The following is a 24270-nucleotide window of genomic DNA, read 5'->3' on the forward strand; positions in this document are numbered from 1 at the left end:
AACTCACAATTTCTTTTATATACTGCATTTATGAGATTTATAGTCATCACCGTCTTAGTTATTCTGTCCAACATTGGCATCAATTGGTTATTCAATCAGCCTCAGAACGTTGGCGAAGACGTACCTGAAGGAAAATTGAACAGTTTATCGTTCGCCCCCTTCAGGGAAGGCCAAAGTCCGCTTGAAGAAAAATTTGCTACCGAAGCGCAAATAGATGAAGACTTACGCTTACTGGCTGATAAAACGCACACCATCAGAACTTATTCCAGTGCTGAAAATATGCGCGTCACGCCCAAGCTTGCCGGGAAATACGGCCTCAACATGATACAGGGGGCCTGGCTGGGATATGGCAAAAAAGACAACAATGAGGAAATTGAGGCGCTTATCCACGCCGCAAACACGTATCCCGATGTCATTAAGCGCGTCATTGTCGGTAATGAAGTGTTGTTGCGGGGTGATTTGAAACCAGAACAACTGCTGGACTATATCCGCCGCGTCAAACAAGCGGTCAAGCAGCCCGTCTCATATGCCGATGTTTGGTCCATGTATCTGAAACATCCGGAACTGATCAATGAAGTCGACTTTATCACCATTCATATTCTGCCTTATTGGGAAGACGAGCCTATTCCTGTCGAAGAGGCGCCCGGACATATTGAACGGATTTACAAGCAAGTTCGCGCAGAAGCCGATCAAATCAGCCCCGGAAAACCCATTCTAATTGGCGAATCCGGCTGGCCGGGCAAAGGACGGCAACGCGGATCGGCAGTGCCCAGTATTGTCAATGAAGCCATGTTTATCAGGGGGCTGATTAAAGTCGCAACGGAAAACGGTTTCGACTACAACATTGTGGAGGCTTTCAATCAGCCGTGGAAGAGCAACCTGGAAGGCGTGGTGGGTGCCAATTGGGGCTTGTATTCATCTGAACGCAAGGAAGTGTTCCCGCTTACCGGGCCCGTCTATGAAAATGATGATTGGTATGAGCGCTGTATTTTTTCGTCACTCTTTTTACTGATGGTCGCGTTTGCCTTTCGTAAACAGCTGCTCACTGTAAACTGGCAAATCGCCTTGGGTTATTTGGTTTTTGCCCAGCTTCTTGGCGTATTGCTGATCGTTCAGATCGACGAGCTGTTTTACACCAGCTATAGCCATTGGCAACGATTTATTACTTTAACCGGCGCGTTATTCAATGCTGCGCTCAGCGGTTTAATCTTATTCAAGCTGATTAATCAGTTAACACAAAACGCCATCCATCCTAAATTAGGCGATTGGCTGTACCGGATCTTCTTTGTATTTGGTGCATTTGCATTATACAAAACCTTGGGCCTGGCCATTAATGGCCGCTATATCAGCTTTCCGGTCGAATTGGCTGCAATCCCTGTCATCAGTTTAATAGCTCTGATTTTTACCCAATTTTGGGTATCAAAACAGCTTTCCATTAAATCAGTGTCTATCGAAAATCTCATCAGCACGGGCATCCATCGAATAAATCATGACACCTGGTTAGGCTACGCCTTGCTTGTCATGGCGCCTATTTTGATCATTGGCGAAACCTATGCGTTTGTCGTCGCACGGGACTTAATACAAGCTTATCCGGGCAATGCTGAACGTATCCGGGTTGCTCTGTCTTTCACTCTGGGCAATCAACAGTTGGTCATTTGGCTAATCTGCCTGCTGATTATTGCGCTTCCCTTTTTGTACCTACCGAACAGCGCAAAAGAGGAGATTACTCAACCTTAAAGGCGCACTTCATGGGTGTGTTTGATTTTAGTGTCACCCGGTTTCAAAAATCAGTGGCTGTCTTTAGCCATTTGCCGGGGAAAAATTACTTGCATTGCTGCAAAAAAAAAGAGCATGATCAAACACACACTTTTTAAGCTGTAAAGCCAAACGGCTTAAAAAAGATAAATGGGTTAAGCCAGGTTCGCAAATTAAAGGTTGATCTTTCCAACATTTACCAGACTTAGAAAGGCGCAGCCTCAAATGGCCTCTTTGAAAATCGGCAGTTATTTCACGATTAAGACTTTTAAGTATTACGATAAATTGATTGAAACTGTTCAGTGGAACCACAAAACAAAGTTGATGCACTGTGTAGGTTGCGGTTGGCGATAGCCAACCCAACCTACGCTGAACAATCAAAGTATCTGCTCACCCCTCCCATTTTATTGGTTGTAGGTACTTGATTTCAAAGGACGAATGAATACGTCCAGTAAATCCCTGCAACATCCCTGTTGTAGAAGCCTTTTCAACCACTTATTTATGACAGGAGGAGGTCAACGATGAACATTTACCCCCCGCACATAGAGATCCTTGAAAAGGCCCCGTCCGGCATTCCAACCATAATTCAAGCACCTTGGTACCGCTCGCCCAGGTTGATTATTTTTTTGATGATCTTTTTGTTCTCGGCCTCAATCAGCCTGATTTATAGTTACAGTCGCCCCGCCATTTATCAGAGTACAGCGACCTTACTCACCTCGGCAATGACGGCTATCGATCAAGCCAGCAAGGCCCCTGATGTAGAACATGTCGCTATTCAACGGCAAATATTGCTAAGTCAGGAATTACTGACTGAAACCATCAGGCGGCTTAAACTGAAAGACCCCGAAATAAAGATGGACATTACCCAGGTTCATCAAATCTTGCAGGTTCAACCCATTCGGGAAACGAACCTGATTCGAATGCTGGCCGAAGGCACTGAACCTGGACTCCTGCCTTTACTGATTAATACATGGATCGATGTTTATAGCGATGCGCGTGCGGAGGAAATTAAAAATAACAAAAGCGGGACCACGCAAAAGCTAAAGGATGAGCTGCTGGCTTTAGAACAAAAAATCGAAGGGACCCGTTCGGCATTGACTCAATTCAGTAATCAGCATGACATTATCTCAACCGGGCGCGATGAAAATGATGTCTTAGCCAGACTGAAAGGATTAACTACATCTCTTAATAACGCTAGTGAAGAAGAAGTTAAAGCCAAAGCTAAACTTGAAGCCATTAATAAAGCGATTGCCGAAGGTAAGGTTGTTGTGCCTAAACAGGACCAAGCCAATCTAGCAGCGCTTGAGCTTCGCTTGCAGCAACTAAAAGAAAAACTGGCCGAATTCCAACAGCGCTATACCCCAGGATTTATGGCGTTACAGCCTGCCATCAAACAGCTTCCCCAAGAAATCAAGAAACTTGAAAATGAAATAGAAAGTAAGAGTCATTTTGGCAAACAAATAGTCCATTCAGACGCCGAACAGGAATATGCTGCCGCCCGTCAAACCGTGAATGTCATTAAGGAGCAACTCCATACTCATAAAAAGTTAGCTGCCGATTTCAGCAACCGCTTCACGGAACACGAAAGGCTTAAAACCGATCTGGAAGGTTTGGAAAAAATTTACCGAGAAACTCAGGAACGGTATGTACAAATTGAGACTCAGCAGTATGAAAAATACCCGCAAGTTGAAATCGTCGAACGCGCGCGGTTACCGCTACAACCCATCAGTCCCGATTATCACCGCGATGCCCTGATAGCGGTGTCAGGCTCTCTGTTGTTAGGCCTGATCAGTGTCTGGCTTTTTGACTATTTAACCCGAACGCAACAGCATCAACCCAGCGTCATAATATCCGGCTTCGGCATTCCTCAGGATAGTCGATTGAATCATCTGGACTATCAACAAACACCGTTAACTTCGCTGCAACCACATCAAAATCCGGCGCAGATAATGGCGCAAGACCGAGAGCTTACTGATAGTGATTTAAAGGATTTACTTATTAACGCCGACAGCCTAACCCAAAGGTTAATCTGTCTGTTGCTTTGTGGACTTTCGCTTGATGAGACGGCTAACCTTAAACCTGATGATATTGACTTAGGCAAAAGCTCAATGGCACTGCGAGGCTCCATTCCGCGTATCATTAAACTCAGTGCAGCAACGAAAGACCTGATGGAAAAACTCGTGACATTCCCTGTGTTTAATGAACAGCAATCGCTAACCAATAATGAATTGTCCGCATTAATCTCACTGGCAGCTACTGATGCGGGTCTGACCCATCCTGAGGAAATCTCTGCAGAATCAATAAGACATACTTATATTGTTTACCTGGTAAAACAAGGTTTGCGGCTGGGTGAATTAGTGAACCAGGTAGGTTATCTTTCTAGCTCCGATTTACTCAATTACGCAAGATATTCTCCGCCTCGTCCTGGTTGTGGTATTGACCAAATCGAAACAGTTCACCCAGTACTGGCAGAATTTATAAATAACTTCAAAAAACAGTCTGTTTAAGATTGCGGAAACAGAGGTAATGATTTGTTGATCAAATGGCAATCGCCCCCGTGTCTTTCAACGGATGGTCCCCCGATTCCTCAGTCAGGATCACCGATATATTCATCCGGTTAAGTTGCACCGCACCAAAAAAAGTGACGAAGGAAACATCGGCAGCATCTCGGCCTGTACTGATTCTGATAATGCCATCCAATGGCGCTCGTCTTGTGGGATCGAATAAATACCAGCGATTGCCAAGATACGCTTCAAAACAAGCGTGAAAATCAGGCGGATCCAACTGATAGGCATAAGCAGAAACAAAACGGGCAGGAATATTTAAAGCTCGGCAGAAAGCAATGGCCAAATGAGCGAAATCACGGCAAACGCCAGCCCTCTGGGTAGCGGTATCATAGGCTGAAGTTTGGGAGTCACTGCTGCCGGATATGTACCTGACTTTGTCATAGATCCAATTGCAAATGGCTGTAACCCGCGAATAGTCCCATGCTAAATTGCCAAATTCGGACATTGCCAATCCAAACAGCAAATCCGACTGACAATAACGGCTAGGATAAAGATATCGCAGCGTTTCTACAGGGAGTTTTGTGGTGGGTGTTTCGTGTATCTCGAACGGATCAAACCAATCAGGGGAAACTTCCACTGTGGCGCTGTATTGAAATTGCATTTCACCTTCAGAAGGATTGACTCTAAAGCAGCGATTTCCTTCTAGCGGATCTATGAATTTTTCGGGTCGAATATAGGGGTCAATCTGAAGATTTTCATTAATCACCCTCTGAACTTTATTATCAAGTGGCTGAATATTAAACACCAAAGCAGCCGGTTCTAGCAGGTTGCAGCTGAGTTGACACAGCAAATCAAACTTTTTCATAGTTATTCCTAGGGGGCTTGTCCGAGAATACAAAATCCGAAAAATCAACGCTTATGTCAAGTGTGTTAATAAATTTTATAACTCCATAAAAGGTAGCTTACGTGCGGAGTGTTCGTATTGCTGAGCTAATGATTGGATGTTAACGGCAAACGGGGTTTACCGTTAACTCAACAAATCAGAGACTTGATGGTCATCACTATTTGTCTATATCCATTCAATCAGATAATTTCCTATAAAACAGCTGTCCCTTGGGTTTGCCAATAATTAAAACCCGGCTTTGATTTCTTCGTAACCTTTAATTGCGTCAACTAAAGCCGCTTCAGCTGCTGCGTTGTCGCCTTTGTTAATCGCTATACGCGCATTTTTTAATTTTGCTGAGGCTTTGTTACGTTGAACATCAAGTCTGCCTACTTCAATTCTTTTTGAGTCCTGACGTGCAGCACCAATCAAATCCATAATAGTTTCTTTGCTGTCGCCATTTTTTAACGCGGCTAATGCATCTTCAGAGTTTTTTAATGCGCTTGCAATTGATTCTTTTACTTGAGCGGGAGTAGCGTTCTCAATTTTTCCTGCTGCAAATGCAGTGGATAAAGTCCCCATAGAGAACATAACGATCACAGTAATAATTAATTTTTTTAAGTTCATTGATTTAGATACCTTGTCTTTGAAAATTTGAATGTGAAATCCTTTATCAATAATGTATTGCATGGGACTTTACGAAATCCATACTACCACAGTCAGTATTTATTGGCTGAATTTTCCATTATTAAAGAGCCTCTGATGATAAAATATCTGCAATTTTAAAAACCGGTTCAAAATATGCTTGAATTTTATCTGGATACCGCGGATGTGGATGCAGTTGCTCGCTTCAATACCTGCCTGCCGGTAAGTGGGGTAACGACTAATCCGTCAATCCTCGCTAAAGCCGGTATAGGCATCAGCCGGATTTTGCCCGAACTTGCTTCAATTTTAGCGGGTGATGCCCGTTTTTTTGTTCAGGTAGTCAGTCAAACGGTTGATGGGATGGTCGAAGAAGCCAGAAACATAGCAGCCCTGCCTTATGATCTGGTGGTAAAGGTGCCCGCTACAGAAACCGGCCTTGCCGCGATCAAACTCATTAAGGCTGAAAATATTCAGGTCCTGGCAACCGCGATCTACACCACCCATCAAGGTTTTTTAGCCGCTTTATCCGGAGCTGATTATTTGGCTCCTTATGTCAATCGCATTGACGTGATGGGTGCTGACGGCATCAAAGTCGTAGCTGATCTGCAATTACTGATCAATCAATACGGACTGAAAACCAAAATGCTGCCGGCCAGCTTTAAAAACTCAGGACAAGTGGTTGAGGTTTTGAAATTAGGCGTAGCGGCAATCACCCTGCCTGTCGATGTGACGGCGCAATTACTTGCTCATCCTGCTGTTCAACCGGCAGTCGATCAATTTGACGTTGATTGGCATTGCGCATTTGGCAATCAATTATCTTTCGAAAGTTGATACTTTCGACTTGACCGGATTTTTTATTTTGAAGAGAAAAACATGCTGAATTACCCTGCTATAGACCCTGTCGCTATCAGCTTAGGACCAGTCAATATCCACTGGTACGGCCTGATGTACCTGATCGGTTTTGCCGGAGTCTGGATTTTGGGCAAAAAAAGGGCCGAAAAACCCGGCTCACCGGTAACGCCCGAAGCCATAGAAGACTTGGTGACCTATGGCGCACTTGGGGTCATTTTGGGTGGACGTTTGGGTTATATCCTGTTTTATAATTTCAACGAATTTATCAATGATCCTTCCGTAATTTATAAAATCTGGCAGGGCGGCATGTCATTCCATGGCGGTATGCTGGGCGTTTTTATTGCCATGTGGTTATTTGCCCGCAAACAACAATGCACAATGCTGCAACTGACCGATATTATTGCGCCACTAGCGCCTATCGGCTTGGGCGCCGGCCGTCTCGGCAACTTTATCAACGGCGAATTATGGGGCCGCACCACGGATGTACCCTGGTCGATGATATTCCCGGGCGGTGGTCCTTTGCCGCGTCATCCTTCGCAGCTGTACGAAGCGCTTTTGGAAGGCATCGTGCTGTTTATCATTTTATGGTGGTTTACCCAAAAACCCAGACCGGTCATGGCGCCTACTGGTCTCGCGGTCATGCTGTACGGATGCTTCCGGTTTTTTGTCGAATTTTTCCGTATGCCCGACGCTCACTTGGGCTATCTGGCTCTGGATTGGGTGACAATGGGACAAATATTATCCACTCCAATGATATTGATAGGCGGCTTAATGGTTTACTTTGCCTACAAACGAGACGCATGAAACAGTATTTGGCATTATTGGAGACGATTCTCAACGAAGGCGCTCTGAAAGGCGATAGAACCGGCAGCGGGACGCGTTCGATCTTTGGACATCAGTTAAGGTTTGATTTAGCCTGTGGATTTCCGCTGGTAACAACCAAAAAAGTGCACTTCAAATCGATTGTTCACGAGTTGTTATGGTTTCTCAACGGCGATACGCAATTGGATTACCTGCATCAACATCATGTCACAATCTGGAATGAATGGGCTGACGCATCAGGCAATTTAGGACCGATCTACGGACATCAATGGCGATCATGGCCCGCTAAGGACGACCGACAAATCGATCAGATTCAAACCGTGATCGAGCAATTACGAGCTATGCCCAACAGTCGGCGCATTATTGTTTCCGCCTGGAACGTGGCTGACTTGCCTGATGAATCAATGAGTCCGCAGCAAAACGTCGCGAACGGCAAAATGGCGTTAGCCCCCTGTCATGCCCTGTTCCAATTTTATGTTGCTGACGGCAAGCTTTCTTGCCAGCTTTACCAACGCAGTTGCGATACCTTTCTGGGCTTGCCCTTCAATATTGCCAGCTATGCCTTATTGACTCATATGGTTGCTCAGCAATGCGATCTGGAAGTGGGCGAGTTTATCTGGACCGGTGGTGACGTGCATCTTTATCTTAACCATACCGAACAGGCAAAACTGCAATTATCGCGAACGCCGGGGCAGCTTCCGATTTTGAAAATCAATCGCAGGCCCGAATCCATTTTTAACTACCGGTTTGAGGATTTTGAACTCGTCGGGTATGCGCCACAAGACCCCATTAAAGCCCCCATAGCCATTTAAAGTGTCGCTTAAAGGAGTGTTCCGCAATTTGCGGATAAGAAAATGAGAGGAAGAAAAGGACGAAAAAAAACGCCCAAGGTTTAAGCCCTTGGACGTTTCTTAAGAGATGGCTTCAATCAGCCTTTGAGTTGATGAGGCTATTTGCATGACAGGTGACCGGCATTACCCCGTTTACGGTTTAGGTTAACGTTGCTGGTAATAGCCGCTGCTGCAAACAGGGTCGATGAAATAATAAACTCGCCTGAAATAAAGCCAATCAGACCTGTTACAAACACCGCGCCAGTTAAAACATCTTTATAAAAGTCGTTCATGAGTAAATCCTCTGAGTTATTTGAAAAAATTTAAAACCTTTTTAGGTTGCCGTTCGGTTTTTGTGAAATAGAAAGTTTAGCCTTTCATAACATCCGATATTTTAAATCAGGGCATCTCTAAATCACGACTCAACTATATATGAGGCACATATCATTGACAATAACGCTTTATATAGATTTATTGTTTCCATATTATGAGCATATAATTCATAATCAATTCATATATCCGCAGTAAAACAGTAAAGATTAAACGCTTCAGATAAAATTCAGGTTTGCTGGACTAGACTTTAGCCTCCAATTACAACTCCACATGGAGATGCCCATGCAAATCAAAGCAATAATGATCACTTCACTTTTGTTAGCTTCAAGCTCTGCAATGGCGGGCTTGTTTGATAATGCGGCTAAACAACTGGCCACCGATGCCGCCAAATCTGCTGCACCGGAAGCCGTCAACAAGGCAACCCAAGCCACTGAGACTCTTGATAAAGCTAAAACACTGCAAGACAGTATTGGCAGCACTCCTGAAGTGCTAAAAGAGCAGGCTACAGAACAAGTCAAAGATGCTGCTCAGCAAAAACTTGAGCAATTGGCGCCAGCAGAAGCCAAAGAAAGATTAAAATCACTGGAAAGCGGCGCAAGTAAAGCTGAAGAATTAAAGGGACAAGTTGAAAGTCTGCCTAAATCAACCGATGCGGCAACGGAAGCCGTAAAAGATAAAACCAAGACAAAAGCGTTAGAAAAAACATTTGATTTGATGCGCTAATTTTTTGTATTAACCCCGCAAAAATACAAAAGGCCGGTTTAACCGGCCTTTTTTTATTAACACTGAAGTATTCACTTACCCTGTGTTAATCCTAATCAGATCTCTGGTTCCGAACAAAGGCGCCGTTCTCCCAAAAACTGAGTTGCTGAAACGCATGAACAGGCATAAATGGCTCATGCAGGGCTTTGGCTAACCATTCAGCCGGAATCGCATAAAAATGAAATTGTTTACCATCCCGACCCATAAAAGTCGTCAAACCCACGAGTTCACCTTTACCATTAAATATGCCACCGCCGCTGGCACCCTGCATAAATCCGGCATCTATTTCAATAACGGGATCTTCGCCGTGCCGGTGAAGGGCAACCACGGAACCCGTCATTGATCGCATCCCCAATGCATAAGGAAACCCGTAAAGATAAATCTCACTACCAATGGTTAAAGAATCCTTGTCAGCCAACGACGCATTCGGCAAAGGGAGCGCGGTTGACTCCAGAATACAGACATCATACTCAGGCAATGCCGCCTGCTTGATCACCTTATAACTTTCTCCGGATTTAGTGACGGAAATGCGTGAAGCATCCCGGGTAACATGGCAGTTTGTCGCGATTTTATTGGGCGCAATAATCACCCCGGAACCCATGTGATTTTTTCCGGCAGGGGTACTGGCTATTACCTTAACGACAGAAAGAGATAAGTGAACATCGGGTTGAATGGCAAGTACCTGACCGGCATAGATACCGCACAGCGCTGGCAGATAGTGAAATACCGGGAATAAACCTTTCATAATCATCTCCCCTACTGTAACCCTTGGTGAAAACCATCAAAAGGAACGACGCCGACGTTGTGGCTAATAACGCCAAACACAGCTAAATTCCAGTCAAAGGATCATTCATAAATACCAACTTTCATTCTACCCAGGCTTGACGGAATCGCAAGTGTTCAGAGGTAAAAGCAATTGAATTCGACGGTTTACGACCGAACAGAAGAGCGTAGCGTGTAAGTTCTTACAAAAACTCAGGCGTCATTGTTCTTTTTAGGCCCTTTTTGCGTCCGGTTTCGGACAACGCCTCGGATGGTTAATAGAATCAAAAGAATGGAGGCATAGAAAAGAGGGTTAGTGATATCCGCTTTTTCGGACAAGGCAAAATGAAGAATACTCAACATGCCGATCACATAGACGGAAATATGCATTTTTTTCCAGGCCTTACCCAACTTGCGCATCATCTCGTTGGTTGACGTCAACGCCAATGGAATCAGCAGAATGTAAGCGAGCAGTCCCACATCAACGATAGGACTGGTCAGGATATCTTCCAGGATATAACGGACACTGAAGCCGTGTTCAAATGCTAAAAAAATCAGGAAGTGGAGCGTGGCATAAAAGAAAGTGAACAAACCCAACATCCGACGGTATTTGATAATCCCTGACTTGGGATAGATCATTTTTATCGGGGTCAAGGTCAGCGTTATCAGCAAAAAACGCAGAGTCCATAAACCGCTGAAATGCGTCATTGTTTCGACCGGATTTGGTCCCAGCGAGTTGCTGTAGGCGTTCCAGAGCATCACCATGAAAGGCGACACGCATATCGCAAAAACCATGCACTTGACTGTCAAAGTTGAAACTTTCATCGTCCCTTTCACGCTTTCAATGGGTTGACAAAACAGCCGTTAAACCTGCGGCCGTCAAGATTCACTTTTTATAGTTTACCGCTCTATGGCCTCTTGTTAAGGCAGATAACTGTCAATTCCTGATAACAACAGGTCATATTGCAATTCAATCCCTTCTTTTGCCACATAAGCAGGAAGACCGCTGATAATTGTTGCTTTTCGCGCGACCCAGCCGACCGCATCGCCGGGTCCCAAGCTCATCAAATAGCCGATATCCTGATGCATGTAAGGCAAGCAAAACCGGATAAGTCCGGCATGTAACAACAGGTTTTTAGCAACAGACCGGCCTTTTCTGAGTGCCGCTTGCGAGGTCATTCCGTTTGTCCCCATCTCATCAAAATGAGAACAATCGCCTGCCGTAAAGATGCGCGTCAACACCGCTTTGTTCAATACCACTTGTCCGGAACTGTTGGCATGCAACATTATGTCCGGGGCTTTGCCTAAAAACAAAAAAGTCAGCCCTTTGGGTAATTCAGTCGGCTGATCAGTTTGGCGGTCTTTTAGTATGAGCACACCGCTTTGGATGCCTGAATAAAAGGCGTTGCTAAACAATTTGATATTTTTTTCAACCAGCCGTTTTTGCACATAGTCGCCTACCGCACGAGGAAAAGCCTTCAATAAACGGGCATGACCATCGATTATATTCAGCTGATAATCGGCATGCACTTGTTTCAAAATATGATCGATTTCAAATACAAACTGAATCCCCGTTGGTCCGGCCCCCACAATGTTGATAACCGGCTTTTCAACAGACGGTTCAGCAATAAATTGTTCCAGACGCTGTGCGGCAGACTGCCGAGTCAGTTTGTTCAAATCAAAAATATCAGGATCATCATTTTCTGTGCCGGAGTTCGCCGCACCCACTGCAATGATCAGATAATTAAAAGGCAGCTCGCCTGACTCCAGCTTAATGATTTGCTCATTCTGCCAATGCTGCAACAGACTCTCGTTGATACTCAGTGATTGCTGTACATGCTCAAAATTAAAGCGTTTTGCCAATTCGGAATAAGCAATGCGAATGCTATCCAGCGGACGATGAACCGTTTCGTGTAAACGCGTGATGATCAGATGATGGGGACGAGGGTCAATCAGCGTAATAACGGTATCCGGCGACTGCTTACGCAAAGTGATCAATGCCGATAAACCCGCATAACCGCCGCCCAGAATCACGACTTTAAGCGGTTGAACGATGTGTTCCTTATTTTTTGTCATAGCAAGAGTCAGTCCGTATCCATAATCATCAGGGAGTATATCCGATTATTCTGAGTCATTCGATAAAGGCTGTAAAATTCAGCAATTCCCAGCTTGATGATACAAAAAGAGGAGGCTTATGTTTTGCAGGCTTTCGTCAGCAATCAACTCATTAAAAAATTCTCAGCCTCAATAAGATTGTATCCAGGCGACCTCAAGATGAAAAAAACCCTGTTTTTTATCGGCCAGCAAAAAACCCAGTTGTCTGATTTGCGCCGGGTCCAAAACCGGAGCAGTTGGCAGAATACGCCCCCTGAAGCTGGCTCGAAAGAGCGAGAAGGGTTGAGTCAGCGTTAACCATTGATTCGCATAGGTTGAAAACACCGAACGATAAGCGATACCGTCATACTGATCATCCGTTCTCACGCGTAATTGATAAGCCCGGCCGTCGCCTTTGACACGCAGCATAATTCCGCTGTAACCCGCCAAAGCGGCATGGGTCAACTGCCTGCGTACCGAAACAAAACCGCCATTATTATCCAGAGACAAATAACCTCTGAACAAAAGCATCTGGCTTTGCAAAAGCTCTATCCGCCCTTTTGACACACCGCCCATGACATTGTCATTGATCGTCAGCCAAAAGTATTTTTCATCAGCATCATTGAAATTCAATAACATCCTATTTTTCCTGTGAACAAGCCGGAGATGGAAGAAAAAACAGGTTGTCATTTCCGCGTTAACCTTTATTTTTTAATCACACCGGATTAAAGCTGACTTGACGGCGCTATTTTCGGCAGTATGTTCTTATGTTCTTTAAACAGCGATAAACTGAGCCTTCTCCTCTTTCTACTTTTCGATTATGACAACAACCCGTTACCGCCATTCGCTTTTTATATTCCGCCGCGATTTAAGACTGGTTGACAATACCGCTCTTAACGCCGCACTGCAACAGTCGGCGTGTGTACTGCCCTGTTTTATCTTCGATCCTGCGCAAATTGAGCCTCACCCTTACCAAAGCCGGCCTGCCCTGCAATTTATGCTGCAAAGCCTTAAAGACTTGCAGGCACAATTCAGTGAAAAAGAGGCCGGATTATCGTTTTTTTATGGCTCGCCGCAGAGCATCGTTGAAACACTGATTCAGACCGCTGCCATCAATGCCGTTTTTATCAACCGTGATTATTCTCCTTTCAGCCGTCAACGGGATGAAAAGCTCTACACCACTTGCCAAAACAACGGCATTGATCTTCATGTCTTGGCCGATGCCTTGTTAACAGAACCAGAAGAAGCGGTAAAACAGAATGGGGAAGCGTATAAAATATTTACACCTTTTTACAATAACGTCCGGCGATTCCCGGTGCCCTCGCCCAAGGCTTTAGCTCAGGGCTGTTTTTCAAAGTTTGTTGAAAACCCACCGAACTATTCATTCGAGTCATTGCTGGATAGCGCGGACAGTCCATCTCAAGCGGGCGGCAGAAAAGAGGCCCTGTCGATCCTGGAGCACCTCGCATCTCAAAAAAACTATCAGGAAACACGCGATTATCCGGGGTTACAGAGCACCAGCCTGCTTTCGGCTCATTTAAAATTCGGCACCTGTTCGGTCAGGGAAGCGCATCAAGCAATCAGCAGCGAATTGGGGGAAGAGCATCCGCTGATAAGGCAGTTATATTGGCGAGATTTTTTTACCCATATCGGTTATCACTACCCGAAAGTATTCGGCCATGCGTTCGTATCAAAATTTGACCACATACCCTGGCAAAACATTCTTGATCAGTTTAAAGCTTGGGCGGAAGGCAGAACCGGGTTTCCGATTGTCGATGCCGGCATGCGGGAACTCAACAACACCGGATTCATGCACAACCGCGTCAGGATGATTACGGCGTCCTTTCTGGTCAAAGACTTACGTATCAGCTGGCGGTGGGGTGAACGCTATTTCGCCCAGCATCTGGTTGATTATGACCCGTGTGTCAATAACGGCAATTGGCAGTGGGCCGCCTCCACCGGCTGTGACGCCCAGCCTTATTTCAGAATTTTCAATCCCTGGCTGCAACAACAAAAATTCGATCCGGATTGCCGCTATATCTACCGCTGGATTCCTGAATTGAAATCCGTACCCGCCAAAATCATCCATGCCTGGGATAAAAAATACCTGTCCGGCACTTATCCCAAGCCCATGATTGATCACGCTTATGAAACAACAATCACCAAACAGCTTTTCAAAAACTGTAGCGAAACAAACAGGGACTAACGCGGCACCTCCTGACTTTGTGCGGTGCTCTGCCAAAGCTTTCTGAGCGCTTTGAGCACCGGCTTGGGCTGACCGGCCTCAGTATAAAAGCCCCAATACCCTTCTTCAGGATGTGCACCTTTAAAATCGACCTTGGCGTTTTCCTCTTTCCAGGCATGATCAAAGCCTTCGAAATACGCCAAATTCAAACCCGGCGTACGGGGCATTTTTTGATAGAGTTCCACCCAAAAACCGGCTTGTTGCTCAGGACTGAAGCGGCTGCCTTTAGGACCGCTGGGTAAACCACTTTCTTTGATCAAAATAAGCTTATCGGATTTTTTGATCAGTAAATTCATAACCTCGACGACAAAATTCACCCAGGATGCCGTATTACCTTGTTCAAACCAGGGCTGAAAAAGCGGGTGAATGCTGGGCAACAGAAAGTCCTGCTCGGCAATAAAATCAGCCGGTTCATCATTCAAGTAATAATAGAACGGCTCCGAAGTCGCAACCGGCGTACCGGGCAACTCGCTGCGTAATTTGCGCATGGCCTGTTTCAATTGATCCCAGTCATAACGTTTGGCCAGCAAGTTTTCATTGCCTACCGAGATACCGACAATCAGATCAGGAAATTGATTGACCAGTTTTTTGGCATTCGTTAGTTCCACCTCGGACATCGGATCCCAAATGCCCAGGATAATCGCGGTAAAGCCCTGCGATTTCGCAATAGCCGGCAAGTGTTCCAGACCATCTGCGCAGGAATAGGTAATCAAGCCCCGAAAATCATTACGCAACACGGTTAAATCACGGGTAATCTGATCTTTGGAGGCCGGCTTGACCTGACCATAAATAATTTTCAGATCCGTAGGTGTATAGGCAACAAATCGAGTGGAGGCAAGAGCAGCGCGCAAAGGCTCACTATCGGTTTTCGCACAACCTGAAGACAAAAGCAGTGCTAAAAATACAACGCTGATACTTTTCCGATTCAGGATACGATAAGAAAAATGGGTTGGAAAAAGGCTTTTAAACGGCTGAAACATGGTGATTTGCTGTTTATTGAAAATAATGAGCCTGTTGTAACACATTCATCACACCGGCCCAAGTCTTCCGGGCGTTAAAAACAGCTCTGCGCTAAAAAAACTGTTTAACCCCACTTTTACAGAATAAAGCCCCACTTTCCTGGGTGGGAAACCGAAACCACTCCTAACGAAATATTCATTAAGATATTATTTTGTATGCATATACCATTCGAAACTGCCAAATTCCTTCCTGATTATAAAGATCAATCAGCTCAGTCAAAAACCGTCATCTCGGCACGGATTGCCGAGATCCAGACGCCATGGATGGCGAGCGCCGAACACATCCTTGTGGCCTGGATTCCGGCAATCCCCCGGCATTCCCTGTCCGGGGCAGGCTCTGCCGGAAAGACGTTGTTGCTGAAGCATCTTTATAATCAAGAATTCCTTTATCGAAGCGGCTTCTAACTGCTTCTTCCGAGATGGGGACTGAGGGGGGTTGGACTGCCTCATTTATGATGGTCAGAATGACGCGGGCACAAACGTCCTACCCACAACTGTCCAGCCTTAAGTGTGAAGCCATAGAAGCAGTAAAAATATGAAGCACAGCTATCAAGATAGGTTTGCTTCAATGGCGAATTAACATTCCCGACCATAACCGGACCCTCGGGGGGTCGCTGTCCAATTTCGATAGTTAAGGCATCCTGTCACCCAGTTGACTGTCCGGTATTTGGCGAGCAAAATGATATTGATGAGTCACTACTAGCTATATGCTGTCAACATTTTGGTTTGACTTGTAATCCAGATACAGGGTACGCGGTTAGTACTTTCTGGCCTGATGAAGTTAAAATAAAGTCAATTTAGCACGGAAAAAGTCACATTATGAACGAGCAAGTCGAGAGCCGAATCACCCATAACCCGTTACAATGCGGCGGCAAGCCTTGCATTCGCGGCATGAGAATACGGGTCAGTGATATCTTGCACATGCTGGCAGAGGGCGTCAGTAGTGAGAGAATTCTGCTCGACTACCCGGACCTAGAACTCGCTGACATCCAGGCCTGCCTTCTTTACGCAGCCCGACGAGCCAACCTTGAACGACTGGTCGCATGATTTTTTGGGTTGACGCCCAACTACCTCCCAATCTGGCCGATTGGCTGCGCTGGACATTCAAAGTTGAAGCGTATGCCCTACGGGAACTGGGTTTGCGTGATGCCAACGATCTAGAGATTTTCGAGCGCGCTCAACAAGAGGGTGTCGTTTTAATCAGTAAGGACAGTGATTTTGTCGAACTACTTCTACGTCAGCAACCACCACCACAATTACTTTGGGTCACCTGCGGTAATACTACTAACCAGCGGTTACAAGCATTGTTCACCGAAGTTTTTCCACAAGCCCTGCAATTATTGGATGAAGGTCATGTGGTTGTGGAATTGGCTGATAAGTCGTGACGTTATGTTTGTTTTATCAATGCTCGTCCCGGCCACTTTGAGACACCCACGGCCTCTATGCCAGCGACAAAAAACCGGCTCAAAGTGGCCTGATAGTTTGGATGCAATCATCGTAAGCACTGTAGTCACGCCGTTTGATCAATTTTCGGATAAAGCTAACCGATAATTGTCATTAAAACTTCACAAAATAAAGTTAGAGTCATTTCACAATTTTTTCTAAATTCGCTTGCACTAACAAAGCGGCATGGAAGGCTCATTAGCCCTCAAGCCCTCAAGCCCTCAAGCCCTCAAGCCCTCAAGCGATTGGGGTAATATCGTGCCTGAGTAAAAGTCAGGTAGCTGACGCAACCTGACCTACCAGCTTCAAGGCTGCATTGCTGTGCACGCATTTTATCTTTAGAATGAAACACGGAGAAATGAAAATGAGTTTAACAACCACCAAACTGGCCCTGGGCCTTCTGTTCAGCTTGACTGCCCTCAACGCGCAGGCCGCTTTAACTTCTTACTATGCCGTCGGCAATATACCTGTGGTCTACAGCAGCGTAAGCAATGTCACCTGGACGCAAGACGCCAACCTGTTCAAAACGATGTACGATGCCGACAATAGTCTTATCAGCCAGATTGCCAGTGTTACACCCAGCTATAACGACCCAGCCGATGGTTCACAAACCATCGAAGCCGGTCATTTCAGCATTTCAAGTGGTCGCATGACCTGGTGGGGCGGTCTTGCTTTCACCGACTACCTGAACAGCATCAACTACGGCGGCAGCAGTCAATGGCGCTTGCCGAGTGCCGGCGCTAATCCGCAACTTGGCTTCAACCAAACCGGAAGTGAACTAGGCCAATTGTTCTACAGCGAACTGGGCGGAACGGCATTCAACAGTATTCCTAATACCCCCACTTTCAACAACGAGCAGTCCTATGCGTACTGGTTGGCTACGGAGTATCCGCCTGATCCTTATAACGCGTGGCTCTTCCTTACCTACAATGGTGGCCAGGACGACTTCAATAAGAGCAGTAAGAACTACGCATGGGCGGTCAGCCCCGGACAAGTGCCGGCCATACCAATACCCGGAGCGCTATGGCTGATGGGATCGGGGTTAATCGGATTGTTAAGCCTGAGAATGCGAATTCGTTACTGATTATCTAATAATGCCAATTATAGAATTAGCAATTGCTTATGTAACTATCCTCACTTTGTGATTAAATGATTTTGGTTGATACTATTTAGAAATAGTCCATCAGTTTAGATAGCGACTCGTTGGTCGCATTTTTTTGTTCGGAATGTTTGTGGAGCCGGTAACGGCCAACTTCAGCCGGTCAGTAGTACAAATTTTATGAAAGTTGAATGACTGTTATCCGCATCAAACCTGCCTTAGATTTTCTAGTAATGATCCTAATAAAGAATTCGTACAAGTGCTAACTTCTCATAAAATCAATCAGTTATCAGTGTGTGTTCTATAGTGGAGACGATTTTGGGGAGGTCCGCTGACTCAGATTTTGCCGGGTAGAGTGATCTTACGTAAAAACTGCTCTATAGTCGTTTGTAATCCTTAGTTACTAAGGAATTCTTAAAAAGATCTTGTTATTCTAATTATCTCTATAAATTCCTTTGCGTATTAGAATTTTATGCTTTAGAATAATTCTGAATTTCTTAGAAAAAGGTGTGCCATGCCAACTATTAATGTCTCGGATTCATTATTTGCAAGACTAGAAAAACACGCCGTCGGCTTCGCAACGCCTGAATCGGTGATTGAAATGTTACTCAATGAATATGAAGGAGTTGATGCAAGAAAAACATCAGTTCCTGATGCTGAAAATAATTTGGGCAATCGACGAATATTGAAAATACACGATGAGCTATTTCAATTTTTGAAGGAACGCGGTGTTATTTTTATGCCTCGTCAAAAAGCGCACGAACGATTAAGCCAAGGCTATTGGTTTACCGGAAATGACAACTACCTATCGATTAGCTTTTACACTGGAGGTGATACTTACGGCAAGACGCCCAACATTTGTTTTCATGTCTATCTAAGCGACCATTACCCGAACTCTTTGGGCAAATCGAATTCATCAATACCTTTGTGTTGCATCCAGTTATCGAATATCTCGGGATCGGATAAATGGGAAACGAAAGAGCCTGTGATTACTAAAATCATAGAGGAGTTAAGCGGTTTTGAATGCAATCGGGTTGATGACGGCGTAGAAGGGCGTTGGAACCGTTATTATGAACACCGAAACTACAACAGTGCCGATTATCTGAAATGCCTAGAGGATTTTTTGACTAATGATAAGCCAGTTATTGACGAGATCATTAGAACATCCAAAAACACAGAGATTTGTTTTTTGGACAAAGATAAATCTGATAGAAAAATAAACGCCATAGACAAAATTCGGAATAAGCGTTAGTTGGAAAACAGGAAAATTAGCCCCGCAACTGAACTTTTACTTGAAAGGATTTTTTATGATTGGATGCACATAAACGGGTCAGGTCTTGCAATCATGCATTTAAAAAATAGTTTGAAAGACCGCATTCCAAACAATTCATGTCACACTATTCACGAACATCTAGGACTGGATTGGGTCGATTGTTACCTGCGATCTTCTCAAACAATTGTCGGTTCGAATGTCAGGTATACAGTGTTTCAAAATTCGATAAGGCCCAGATTAAAGTTGGCTTTTCATTGGTTTCAACAAGGGATGGATTTTTTTATTCTGTCAAACTTTAACTTTTCAACATCCAATTCCGAATACCCAAAGAAAATAAGCAGCCCTGCATTGGCCTCTTAGAACAGGGAAAATCGTTGGACTGGCTGGCTATCAATTGTTTTAAGCATTGTATGGCTACCTGGAAAAAGCAGGCGCCAGATCCTGGAAAAAAGCGGTCGCTAGGTCCCTGGCCTGACGCCTTATCTTGATTTAATCGTAACTGTAATGCTTACGCAATGGCTTAACCACTTCCCAATTGCTGTTGAGTCCTTCAGGGAAAACAACCAAATCACCCGGCAAAATACGAACCGGCTCACCGCCCTCGGGAGTCACCAGAATTTCGCCTTCAAGAATATAAGCCGTTTCTGTTTCGTCGAAATCGATCGTAAATGTAGACACTTCTTTTTCCCAAATGGCCCAACCGGCAACGCCTAATTCTTCCAAGCGTTCTTCACTGGGTTTATGTTCAATCGTAATTTGCGGCATATGATTCCTAAAACTTAAAATGATTCGAAGTGAAATTCTATCATTTTTTCGACCGCCCCCGGCTAGTGCTTAACACCAGCAATTCCCAATTTGATGATAAAAAAAAGGGGGGCGTAAGCTTTGCGAAGATGTCGGTAGCAGGGATGCTGCCGTCAAGCCCCCATGGATGGGTCTACGGTGTTCCTCGCAAGGCTTACGACAACCCTCAATGCCAGATAAAAGTTCAAAAGGGGAAAATGCAGGCTTAAAACAGTCTTATCAGGATACTACAGCAATACAGCGTTTATCGTCATGGACCGGATTATTGACCCAATCACTGACCGGAGTAACCGCCATCTTCTGATAAGCATCGTGTGCCAATAAGGCCTGAAGCAGGTCCGGCGGTTGCTGCTTGTCCAGCCAGTCATCATAGTGCTGCCGGCCAATAATGACGGGCATACGCTCGTGAATGGGTTGAATCAACGCATTGGCTGCCGTCGTGATAATGGTGCAGGAATAGAGGATTTCCGCATCCTTTTCCCAATGCTCCCAAAGACCTGCTAACGCGAATAAGCCGTCATCAATCCGATGAATATGATGAGCCTGTTTACCCTGATCCGTTTTGGCCCATTCATAAAATCCGTCAGCAGGAATCAGACAGCGCTTGCGCTGAAAGGCCGTTCTGAATGAGGGCTTTTCGGCCACAGTTTCCGCTCTTGCGTTAATCAGACGATGACCAATGATTGGGTCTTTCGCCCAGGGCGGAATGAGCCCCCAGAAAAGATTGACGGCTTTATGGCGGCCATCATCCAGCCGGACGACCGCCAGAATTTTCTGACCGGGCGGGATGTTGTAACTGGTTTCGTAATTTGGCAAACGTTCCAGTTGAAACGCTTCAGTGATTAGTTCCGGCGTTGCCGTCAATGAAAATCTTCCGCACATAAGATTCCCTGTGTTATTTGCGTAACAAGCTTACTTCCGGGAGCGCATGATAGACAAGAATTCTTTGCTTGGCTTTTACTCATAAGAAAGACGCCCTAGCAGTAAAACTAACAAAATGCAGGTAAAAACGGTTAAAATAGCCTGCTAACCATCCGCCCAATCCAATAGATCGATATTTGACCATGCATATTAAAAATAACACCGATGACTTGAGAATCAGTGAAATCAAAGAAGTCATTGCGCCTGTTACGGTTCATGATGAATACCCCATTACCGAGTTTGCAGCAGAAACCGTTGTAAAAACCCGGGCGGAGATTCACGATATTTTAACCGGGGATGATGATCGGCTCATGGTGGTGATCGGACCCTGCTCAATTCACGACCCTAAAGCCGCGATTGAATATGGAAACCGTCTGAAAGCGGTTAAGGACGACCTAAGCAAGGATTTGCTGATTATCATGCGGGTTTATTTTGAAAAACCCAGAACAACTGTAGGCTGGAAAGGCTTGATCAACGATCCGGATCTGGATTCCAGTTTTGATATTAACAAGGGGTTACGCATCGCCCGGCGTTTGTTGCTGGATTTGAATAATCTGGGCATGCCGGCAGCGACTGAATACCTTGACTTGATTACGCCACAATACGTTTCCGATTTGATTTCATGGGGCGCAATCGGCGCGCGCACGACAGAAAGCCAGGTTCACCGCGAACTATCATCCGGCTTGTCGTGTGCAGTCGGCTTTAAAAATGCCACGGATGGGTCCATTAAAATTGCCATCGATGCCATCGGTGCTGCGATGAGTCCGCACCATTTTCTATCGTTAACCAAGGAAGGCCGTTCGGCTATTTTTTCAACGCGCGGCAATGAGGATGCGCATATCATCTTGCGCGGCGGCAATGGGGGCCCGAATTATGATGCCTTTAATGTTGCCAAAGTTGCCGAGGGTCTTGAGAATGCAAAATTAACACCCAATATCATGATTGATTTCAGCCATGCCAACAGCCTGAAGCAGTACCAACGGCAGATGGTGGTCGGCGAGGATGTCGCCGAGCAGATTAGCGGGGGCGACAAACGCATTATCGGCGTGATGATAGAAAGCCACCTTAAACCGGGCAGCCAGAATGTCGTCCCGGGCAAACCGTTGAACTATGGACAAAGTATTACCGATGCCTGTCTGGGATGGAACGACTCGGTACAGCTATTAAACAATTTGGCCAAAGCCGTTCAGCAACGCAGAATGATCGAAAACTGAGGAGAAAGAGTGTGAATGTATTTGTAAATGGCGAAACCCTGACATACCCTGATGGAACGACGGTTGATCAGGTAGTTGCGGCGATGGGCTTAACCGGAAAACGCATTGCTGTTGAATTTAACAAAGAAATCCTGCCGTTTGACAGTTACGCCAAGCAACATTTAAAAGAAGGGGACCGTCTGGAAATAGTTCATGCCATAGGCGGCGGGCAGGACGATTCTTTTACCGTCGCGGGCCGCAGCTTTCGCTCCCGTTTATTGGTGGGCACCGGAAAATATAAAGACATGGAAGAAACCCGACTGGCCATCGAGGCCAGCGGCGCAGAAATTGTAACGGTTGCGATACGCCGAACCAATATCGGCCAAAACCCCGGCGAACCCAATCTGCTGGATATCATTTCGCCCGATAAATATACGATTTTACCTAACACGGCCGGTTGTTATACCGCAGATGATGCCGTGCGCACCTGCCGTTTGGGCCGGGAATTGCTGGGCGGCCATAATCTGGTCAAACTGGAAGTGTTGGCGGATCAAAAAACCCTGTTTCCCGATGTCGCTGAAACCTACAAAGCAGCTGAATTATTGGTTAAAGATGGCTTTGACGTCATGGTGTATACCAATGACGATCCCATTGCCGCAAAGCGACTGGAAGAAATCGGCTGTGTCGCCGTAATGCCGCTGGCAGCACCCATAGGCTCAGGCCTTGGCATTCGCAACCCGTATAACATATTGACTATCGTTGAAAACGCCTCAGTGCCGATTCTGGTAGATGCCGGCGTCGGCACTGCATCTGATGCCGCTATTGCCATGGAGTTAGGTTGCGCCGGCGTACTGATGAACACCGCGATTGCAGCCGCGCAAAATCCAGTGTTAATGGCCGAAGCGATGAAAAAAGGTATTGAAGCAGGTAGGCTTGCATTTTTGGCTGGCAGAATGCCCAGAAAGCGGTTTGCGTCAGCATCATCGCCCATAGACGGTTTGTTTTTGTAAACTTTTACGCTGTGCCGGATTAAGCGACCACTTACCCGGCCTGCGGTTACAAGACACCGCCATATCAACAGCATTTCTTTTTGCTTAAGACACTGTCATGACGCCTTTAGCATTAACCTATTTTTACTTTTACACGCATCATGTTATCTGAGCCAACGGCCCCCCGAAGAATTCGCAGTTTTATTCGCAGACAAGGGCGTATTACTCCCGGCCAGGAACTCGCTTTGGCAAACCATTGGGATACTTTTTGCCTGGATCCTGACGCAGAATGCTGTTTTGCTGAAGCGTTCGGACGAGAAGCGCCGACCGTTCTTGAAATCGGCTTCGGCAATGGCGAAAGTCTGGCACAAATGGCGGCGGATTCACCGGATACCAATTTTGTAGGTATTGAAGTACATAAACCCGGAGTTGGGCATTTATTGATGCTCACGGAACAACTCGGCTTAACCAACCTCAGAATTTATTGCCATGATGCGGTTGAGATACTGGAACGCCGGATCAAAGACCACAGTCTGGACGGAATTCATCTTTTTTTTGCAGACCCCTGGCCTAAGAAAAAACACCACAAAAGAAGAATCGTCAGGCCCGAATTTATCAGCACGGTCGTCAAAAAATTGAAACCCGGCGGCTATTTTCATGCGGCAACCGATTGGGAAAATTATGCCCAGCATATGCTGGAAGTATTAAACGCCGAGCCTGAGCTCAGCAACAGCGGTTTGACCGGTGATTACTGCGAACGCCCCGAATACAGACCGGTAACCAAGTTTGAAAACCGTGGACTGCGTTTAGGTCATGGCGTATGGGATTTGATTTTTATCCGTAACTAAAAGATTTCCGCAAGAACAGGCTTGCCTCCGCTTTAACGTCGATAATTCAACACTTCCCGCTTCAATCAAAAATTTGCTGTACATCCATTTAAGTTTCAACGTGTTGAGTGCTGCCGCTGTCTGTCTCAATTGTGTTGACTTAAGAAATAAGGTTTGCCAATGTAGCAAGAAACCTTCAGGGCCTACCCGAA

25 protein-coding genes are annotated in these 24270 nt (G+C 45.6%); 15 read left to right on the forward strand and 10 right to left on the reverse strand.

The window, feature by feature from the left end:
* The first annotated feature begins 30 nt into the window (after positions 1-30).
* Both GO003_RS03330 and GO003_RS03335 read left to right on the forward strand, forming a co-directional pair.
* Positions 31-1737: a glycoside hydrolase family 17 protein gene (locus GO003_RS03330; RefSeq protein WP_159651651.1), complete on the forward strand. Its 1707-nt coding sequence runs from the start codon at positions 31-33 to the stop codon at positions 1735-1737.
* Positions 1738-2276: 539 nt separating this feature from the next.
* Positions 2277-4262 carry a GumC family protein gene (locus GO003_RS03335; protein ID WP_159651649.1) on the forward strand — a complete coding sequence of 662 codons (1986 nt, stop codon included), beginning with the start codon at positions 2277-2279 and terminating at the stop codon, positions 4260-4262.
* A gap of 31 nt (positions 4263-4293) precedes the next feature.
* On the opposite strand, the gene GO003_RS03340 is transcribed toward GO003_RS03335, so the two are convergent.
* Positions 4294-5127 carry a transglutaminase-like domain-containing protein gene (locus GO003_RS03340; RefSeq protein ID WP_159651647.1) on the reverse strand — a complete coding sequence of 278 codons (834 nt, stop codon included), beginning with the start codon at positions 5125-5127 and terminating at the stop codon, positions 4294-4296.
* A 264-nt stretch (positions 5128-5391) separates the two neighbouring features.
* The gene (locus GO003_RS03345; protein WP_159651645.1) at positions 5392-5835 is read right to left on the reverse strand and encodes a hypothetical protein; all 444 of its coding nucleotides are present in this window, start codon (positions 5833-5835) and stop codon (positions 5392-5394) included.
* A gap of 111 nt (positions 5836-5946) precedes the next feature.
* Here GO003_RS03345 and GO003_RS03350 point away from each other — a divergent pair, with 111 nt between their 5' ends.
* Genes GO003_RS03350 through thyA form a run of 3 tightly spaced genes read left to right on the forward strand, consistent with a single transcriptional unit; the run spans position 5947 to position 8276 of the window.
* Positions 5947-6621, forward strand: coding sequence for a transaldolase family protein (locus GO003_RS03350; RefSeq protein ID WP_159651643.1), 675 nt, complete (start codon positions 5947-5949; stop codon positions 6619-6621).
* A 42-nt stretch (positions 6622-6663) separates the two neighbouring features.
* Positions 6664-7446, forward strand: coding sequence for a prolipoprotein diacylglyceryl transferase (gene lgt / locus GO003_RS03355; RefSeq protein WP_159651641.1), 783 nt, complete (start codon positions 6664-6666; stop codon positions 7444-7446).
* Entirely contained in the window at positions 7443-8276 is an 834-nt protein-coding gene (gene thyA, locus GO003_RS03360) for a thymidylate synthase (protein ID WP_159651639.1), read from the forward strand. The genes lgt and thyA overlap by 4 nt, the downstream gene beginning before the upstream one ends.
* 137 nt (positions 8277-8413) lie before the next feature.
* On the opposite strand, the gene GO003_RS03365 is transcribed toward thyA, so the two are convergent.
* Entirely contained in the window at positions 8414-8587 is a 174-nt protein-coding gene (locus GO003_RS03365) for a hypothetical protein (protein WP_164505695.1), read from the reverse strand.
* Positions 8588-8909: 322 nt separating this feature from the next.
* On the opposite strand from GO003_RS03365, the gene GO003_RS03370 reads away from it, so the two are divergent.
* A complete protein-coding gene (locus GO003_RS03370; RefSeq protein WP_159651637.1) occupies positions 8910-9350 on the forward strand; it encodes a hypothetical protein in 441 nt (146 codons plus the stop codon).
* A gap of 91 nt (positions 9351-9441) precedes the next feature.
* Here GO003_RS03370 and GO003_RS03375 read toward each other — a convergent pair whose 3' ends face one another.
* The 4 genes from GO003_RS03375 to GO003_RS03390 all read right to left on the reverse strand — a co-directional run bounded on the left by GO003_RS03375 (position 9442) and on the right by GO003_RS03390 (position 12884).
* Positions 9442-10134, reverse strand: a complete 693-nt coding sequence (locus GO003_RS03375) for a S1 family peptidase (RefSeq protein WP_159651635.1) — start codon at positions 10132-10134, stop codon at positions 9442-9444.
* Between the two features lie 230 nt (positions 10135-10364).
* Positions 10365-10976: a protein-methionine-sulfoxide reductase heme-binding subunit MsrQ gene (locus GO003_RS03380; RefSeq protein WP_159651633.1), complete on the reverse strand. Its 612-nt coding sequence runs from the start codon at positions 10974-10976 to the stop codon at positions 10365-10367.
* Positions 10977-11072: 96 nt separating this feature from the next.
* Positions 11073-12227: an NAD(P)/FAD-dependent oxidoreductase gene (locus GO003_RS03385; protein ID WP_159651631.1), complete on the reverse strand. Its 1155-nt coding sequence runs from the start codon at positions 12225-12227 to the stop codon at positions 11073-11075.
* Between the two features lie 168 nt (positions 12228-12395).
* A complete protein-coding gene (locus tag GO003_RS03390) occupies positions 12396-12884 on the reverse strand; it encodes a CIA30 family protein (protein ID WP_159651629.1) in 489 nt (162 codons plus the stop codon).
* 181 nt (positions 12885-13065) lie between these two features.
* Here GO003_RS03390 and GO003_RS03395 point away from each other — a divergent pair, with 181 nt between their 5' ends.
* A complete protein-coding gene (locus tag GO003_RS03395; protein ID WP_159651627.1) occupies positions 13066-14451 on the forward strand; it encodes a cryptochrome/photolyase family protein in 1386 nt (461 codons plus the stop codon).
* On the opposite strand, the gene GO003_RS03400 is transcribed toward GO003_RS03395, so the two are convergent.
* On the reverse strand, positions 14448-15470 hold the full coding sequence (locus GO003_RS03400; RefSeq protein WP_159651625.1) for a glycoside hydrolase family 17 protein: 1023 nt from the start codon (positions 15468-15470) through the stop codon (positions 14448-14450). The two genes, GO003_RS03395 and GO003_RS03400, sit on opposite strands and share 4 nt — an antisense overlap.
* A gap of 195 nt (positions 15471-15665) precedes the next feature.
* Between GO003_RS03400 and GO003_RS03405 the strand changes: the two genes are divergently transcribed.
* The 5 genes from GO003_RS03405 (at position 15666) to GO003_RS03425 (ending at position 19303) form a co-directional block, all read left to right on the forward strand.
* A complete protein-coding gene (locus tag GO003_RS03405; RefSeq protein ID WP_159651623.1) occupies positions 15666-15914 on the forward strand; it encodes a hypothetical protein in 249 nt (82 codons plus the stop codon).
* A 414-nt stretch (positions 15915-16328) separates the two neighbouring features.
* Positions 16329-16556 (forward strand): DUF433 domain-containing protein, encoded by a 228-nt coding sequence (locus GO003_RS03410; protein WP_159651621.1) that lies wholly within the window; start codon positions 16329-16331, stop codon positions 16554-16556.
* Complete coding sequence (locus tag GO003_RS03415) at positions 16553-16894, forward strand: DUF5615 family PIN-like protein (protein ID WP_159651619.1); 342 nt, start codon at positions 16553-16555, stop codon at positions 16892-16894. The genes GO003_RS03410 and GO003_RS03415 overlap by 4 nt, the downstream gene beginning before the upstream one ends.
* A gap of 422 nt (positions 16895-17316) precedes the next feature.
* A complete protein-coding gene (locus GO003_RS03420) occupies positions 17317-18036 on the forward strand; it encodes an Lcl C-terminal domain-containing protein (RefSeq protein ID WP_159651617.1) in 720 nt (239 codons plus the stop codon).
* Between the two features lie 529 nt (positions 18037-18565).
* Positions 18566-19303: a hypothetical protein gene (locus GO003_RS03425; RefSeq protein WP_159651615.1), complete on the forward strand. Its 738-nt coding sequence runs from the start codon at positions 18566-18568 to the stop codon at positions 19301-19303.
* A gap of 510 nt (positions 19304-19813) precedes the next feature.
* On the opposite strand, the gene GO003_RS03430 is transcribed toward GO003_RS03425, so the two are convergent.
* Complete coding sequence (locus GO003_RS03430; RefSeq protein WP_159651613.1) at positions 19814-20089, reverse strand: cupin domain-containing protein; 276 nt, start codon at positions 20087-20089, stop codon at positions 19814-19816.
* Between the two features lie 258 nt (positions 20090-20347).
* Positions 20348-21010, reverse strand: coding sequence for an SOS response-associated peptidase (locus tag GO003_RS03435; protein WP_159651611.1), 663 nt, complete (start codon positions 21008-21010; stop codon positions 20348-20350).
* Between the two features lie 182 nt (positions 21011-21192).
* Between GO003_RS03435 and aroG the strand changes: the two genes are divergently transcribed.
* The 3 genes from aroG (at position 21193) to trmB (ending at position 24079) form a co-directional block, all read left to right on the forward strand.
* The gene (gene aroG / locus GO003_RS03440) at positions 21193-22263 is read left to right on the forward strand and encodes a 3-deoxy-7-phosphoheptulonate synthase AroG (protein ID WP_159651609.1); all 1071 of its coding nucleotides are present in this window, start codon (positions 21193-21195) and stop codon (positions 22261-22263) included.
* 11 nt (positions 22264-22274) lie between these two features.
* The gene (gene thiS / locus GO003_RS03445) at positions 22275-23252 is read left to right on the forward strand and encodes a sulfur carrier protein ThiS (protein WP_159651607.1); all 978 of its coding nucleotides are present in this window, start codon (positions 22275-22277) and stop codon (positions 23250-23252) included.
* Between the two features lie 140 nt (positions 23253-23392).
* Positions 23393-24079, forward strand: coding sequence for a tRNA (guanosine(46)-N7)-methyltransferase TrmB (gene trmB, locus GO003_RS03450; RefSeq protein ID WP_159651605.1), 687 nt, complete (start codon positions 23393-23395; stop codon positions 24077-24079).
* Positions 24080-24270 lie beyond the last annotated feature (191 nt).

Source organism: Methylicorpusculum oleiharenae (assembly GCF_009828925.2).
GTDB lineage: Bacteria > Pseudomonadota > Gammaproteobacteria > Methylococcales > Methylomonadaceae > Methylicorpusculum > Methylicorpusculum oleiharenae.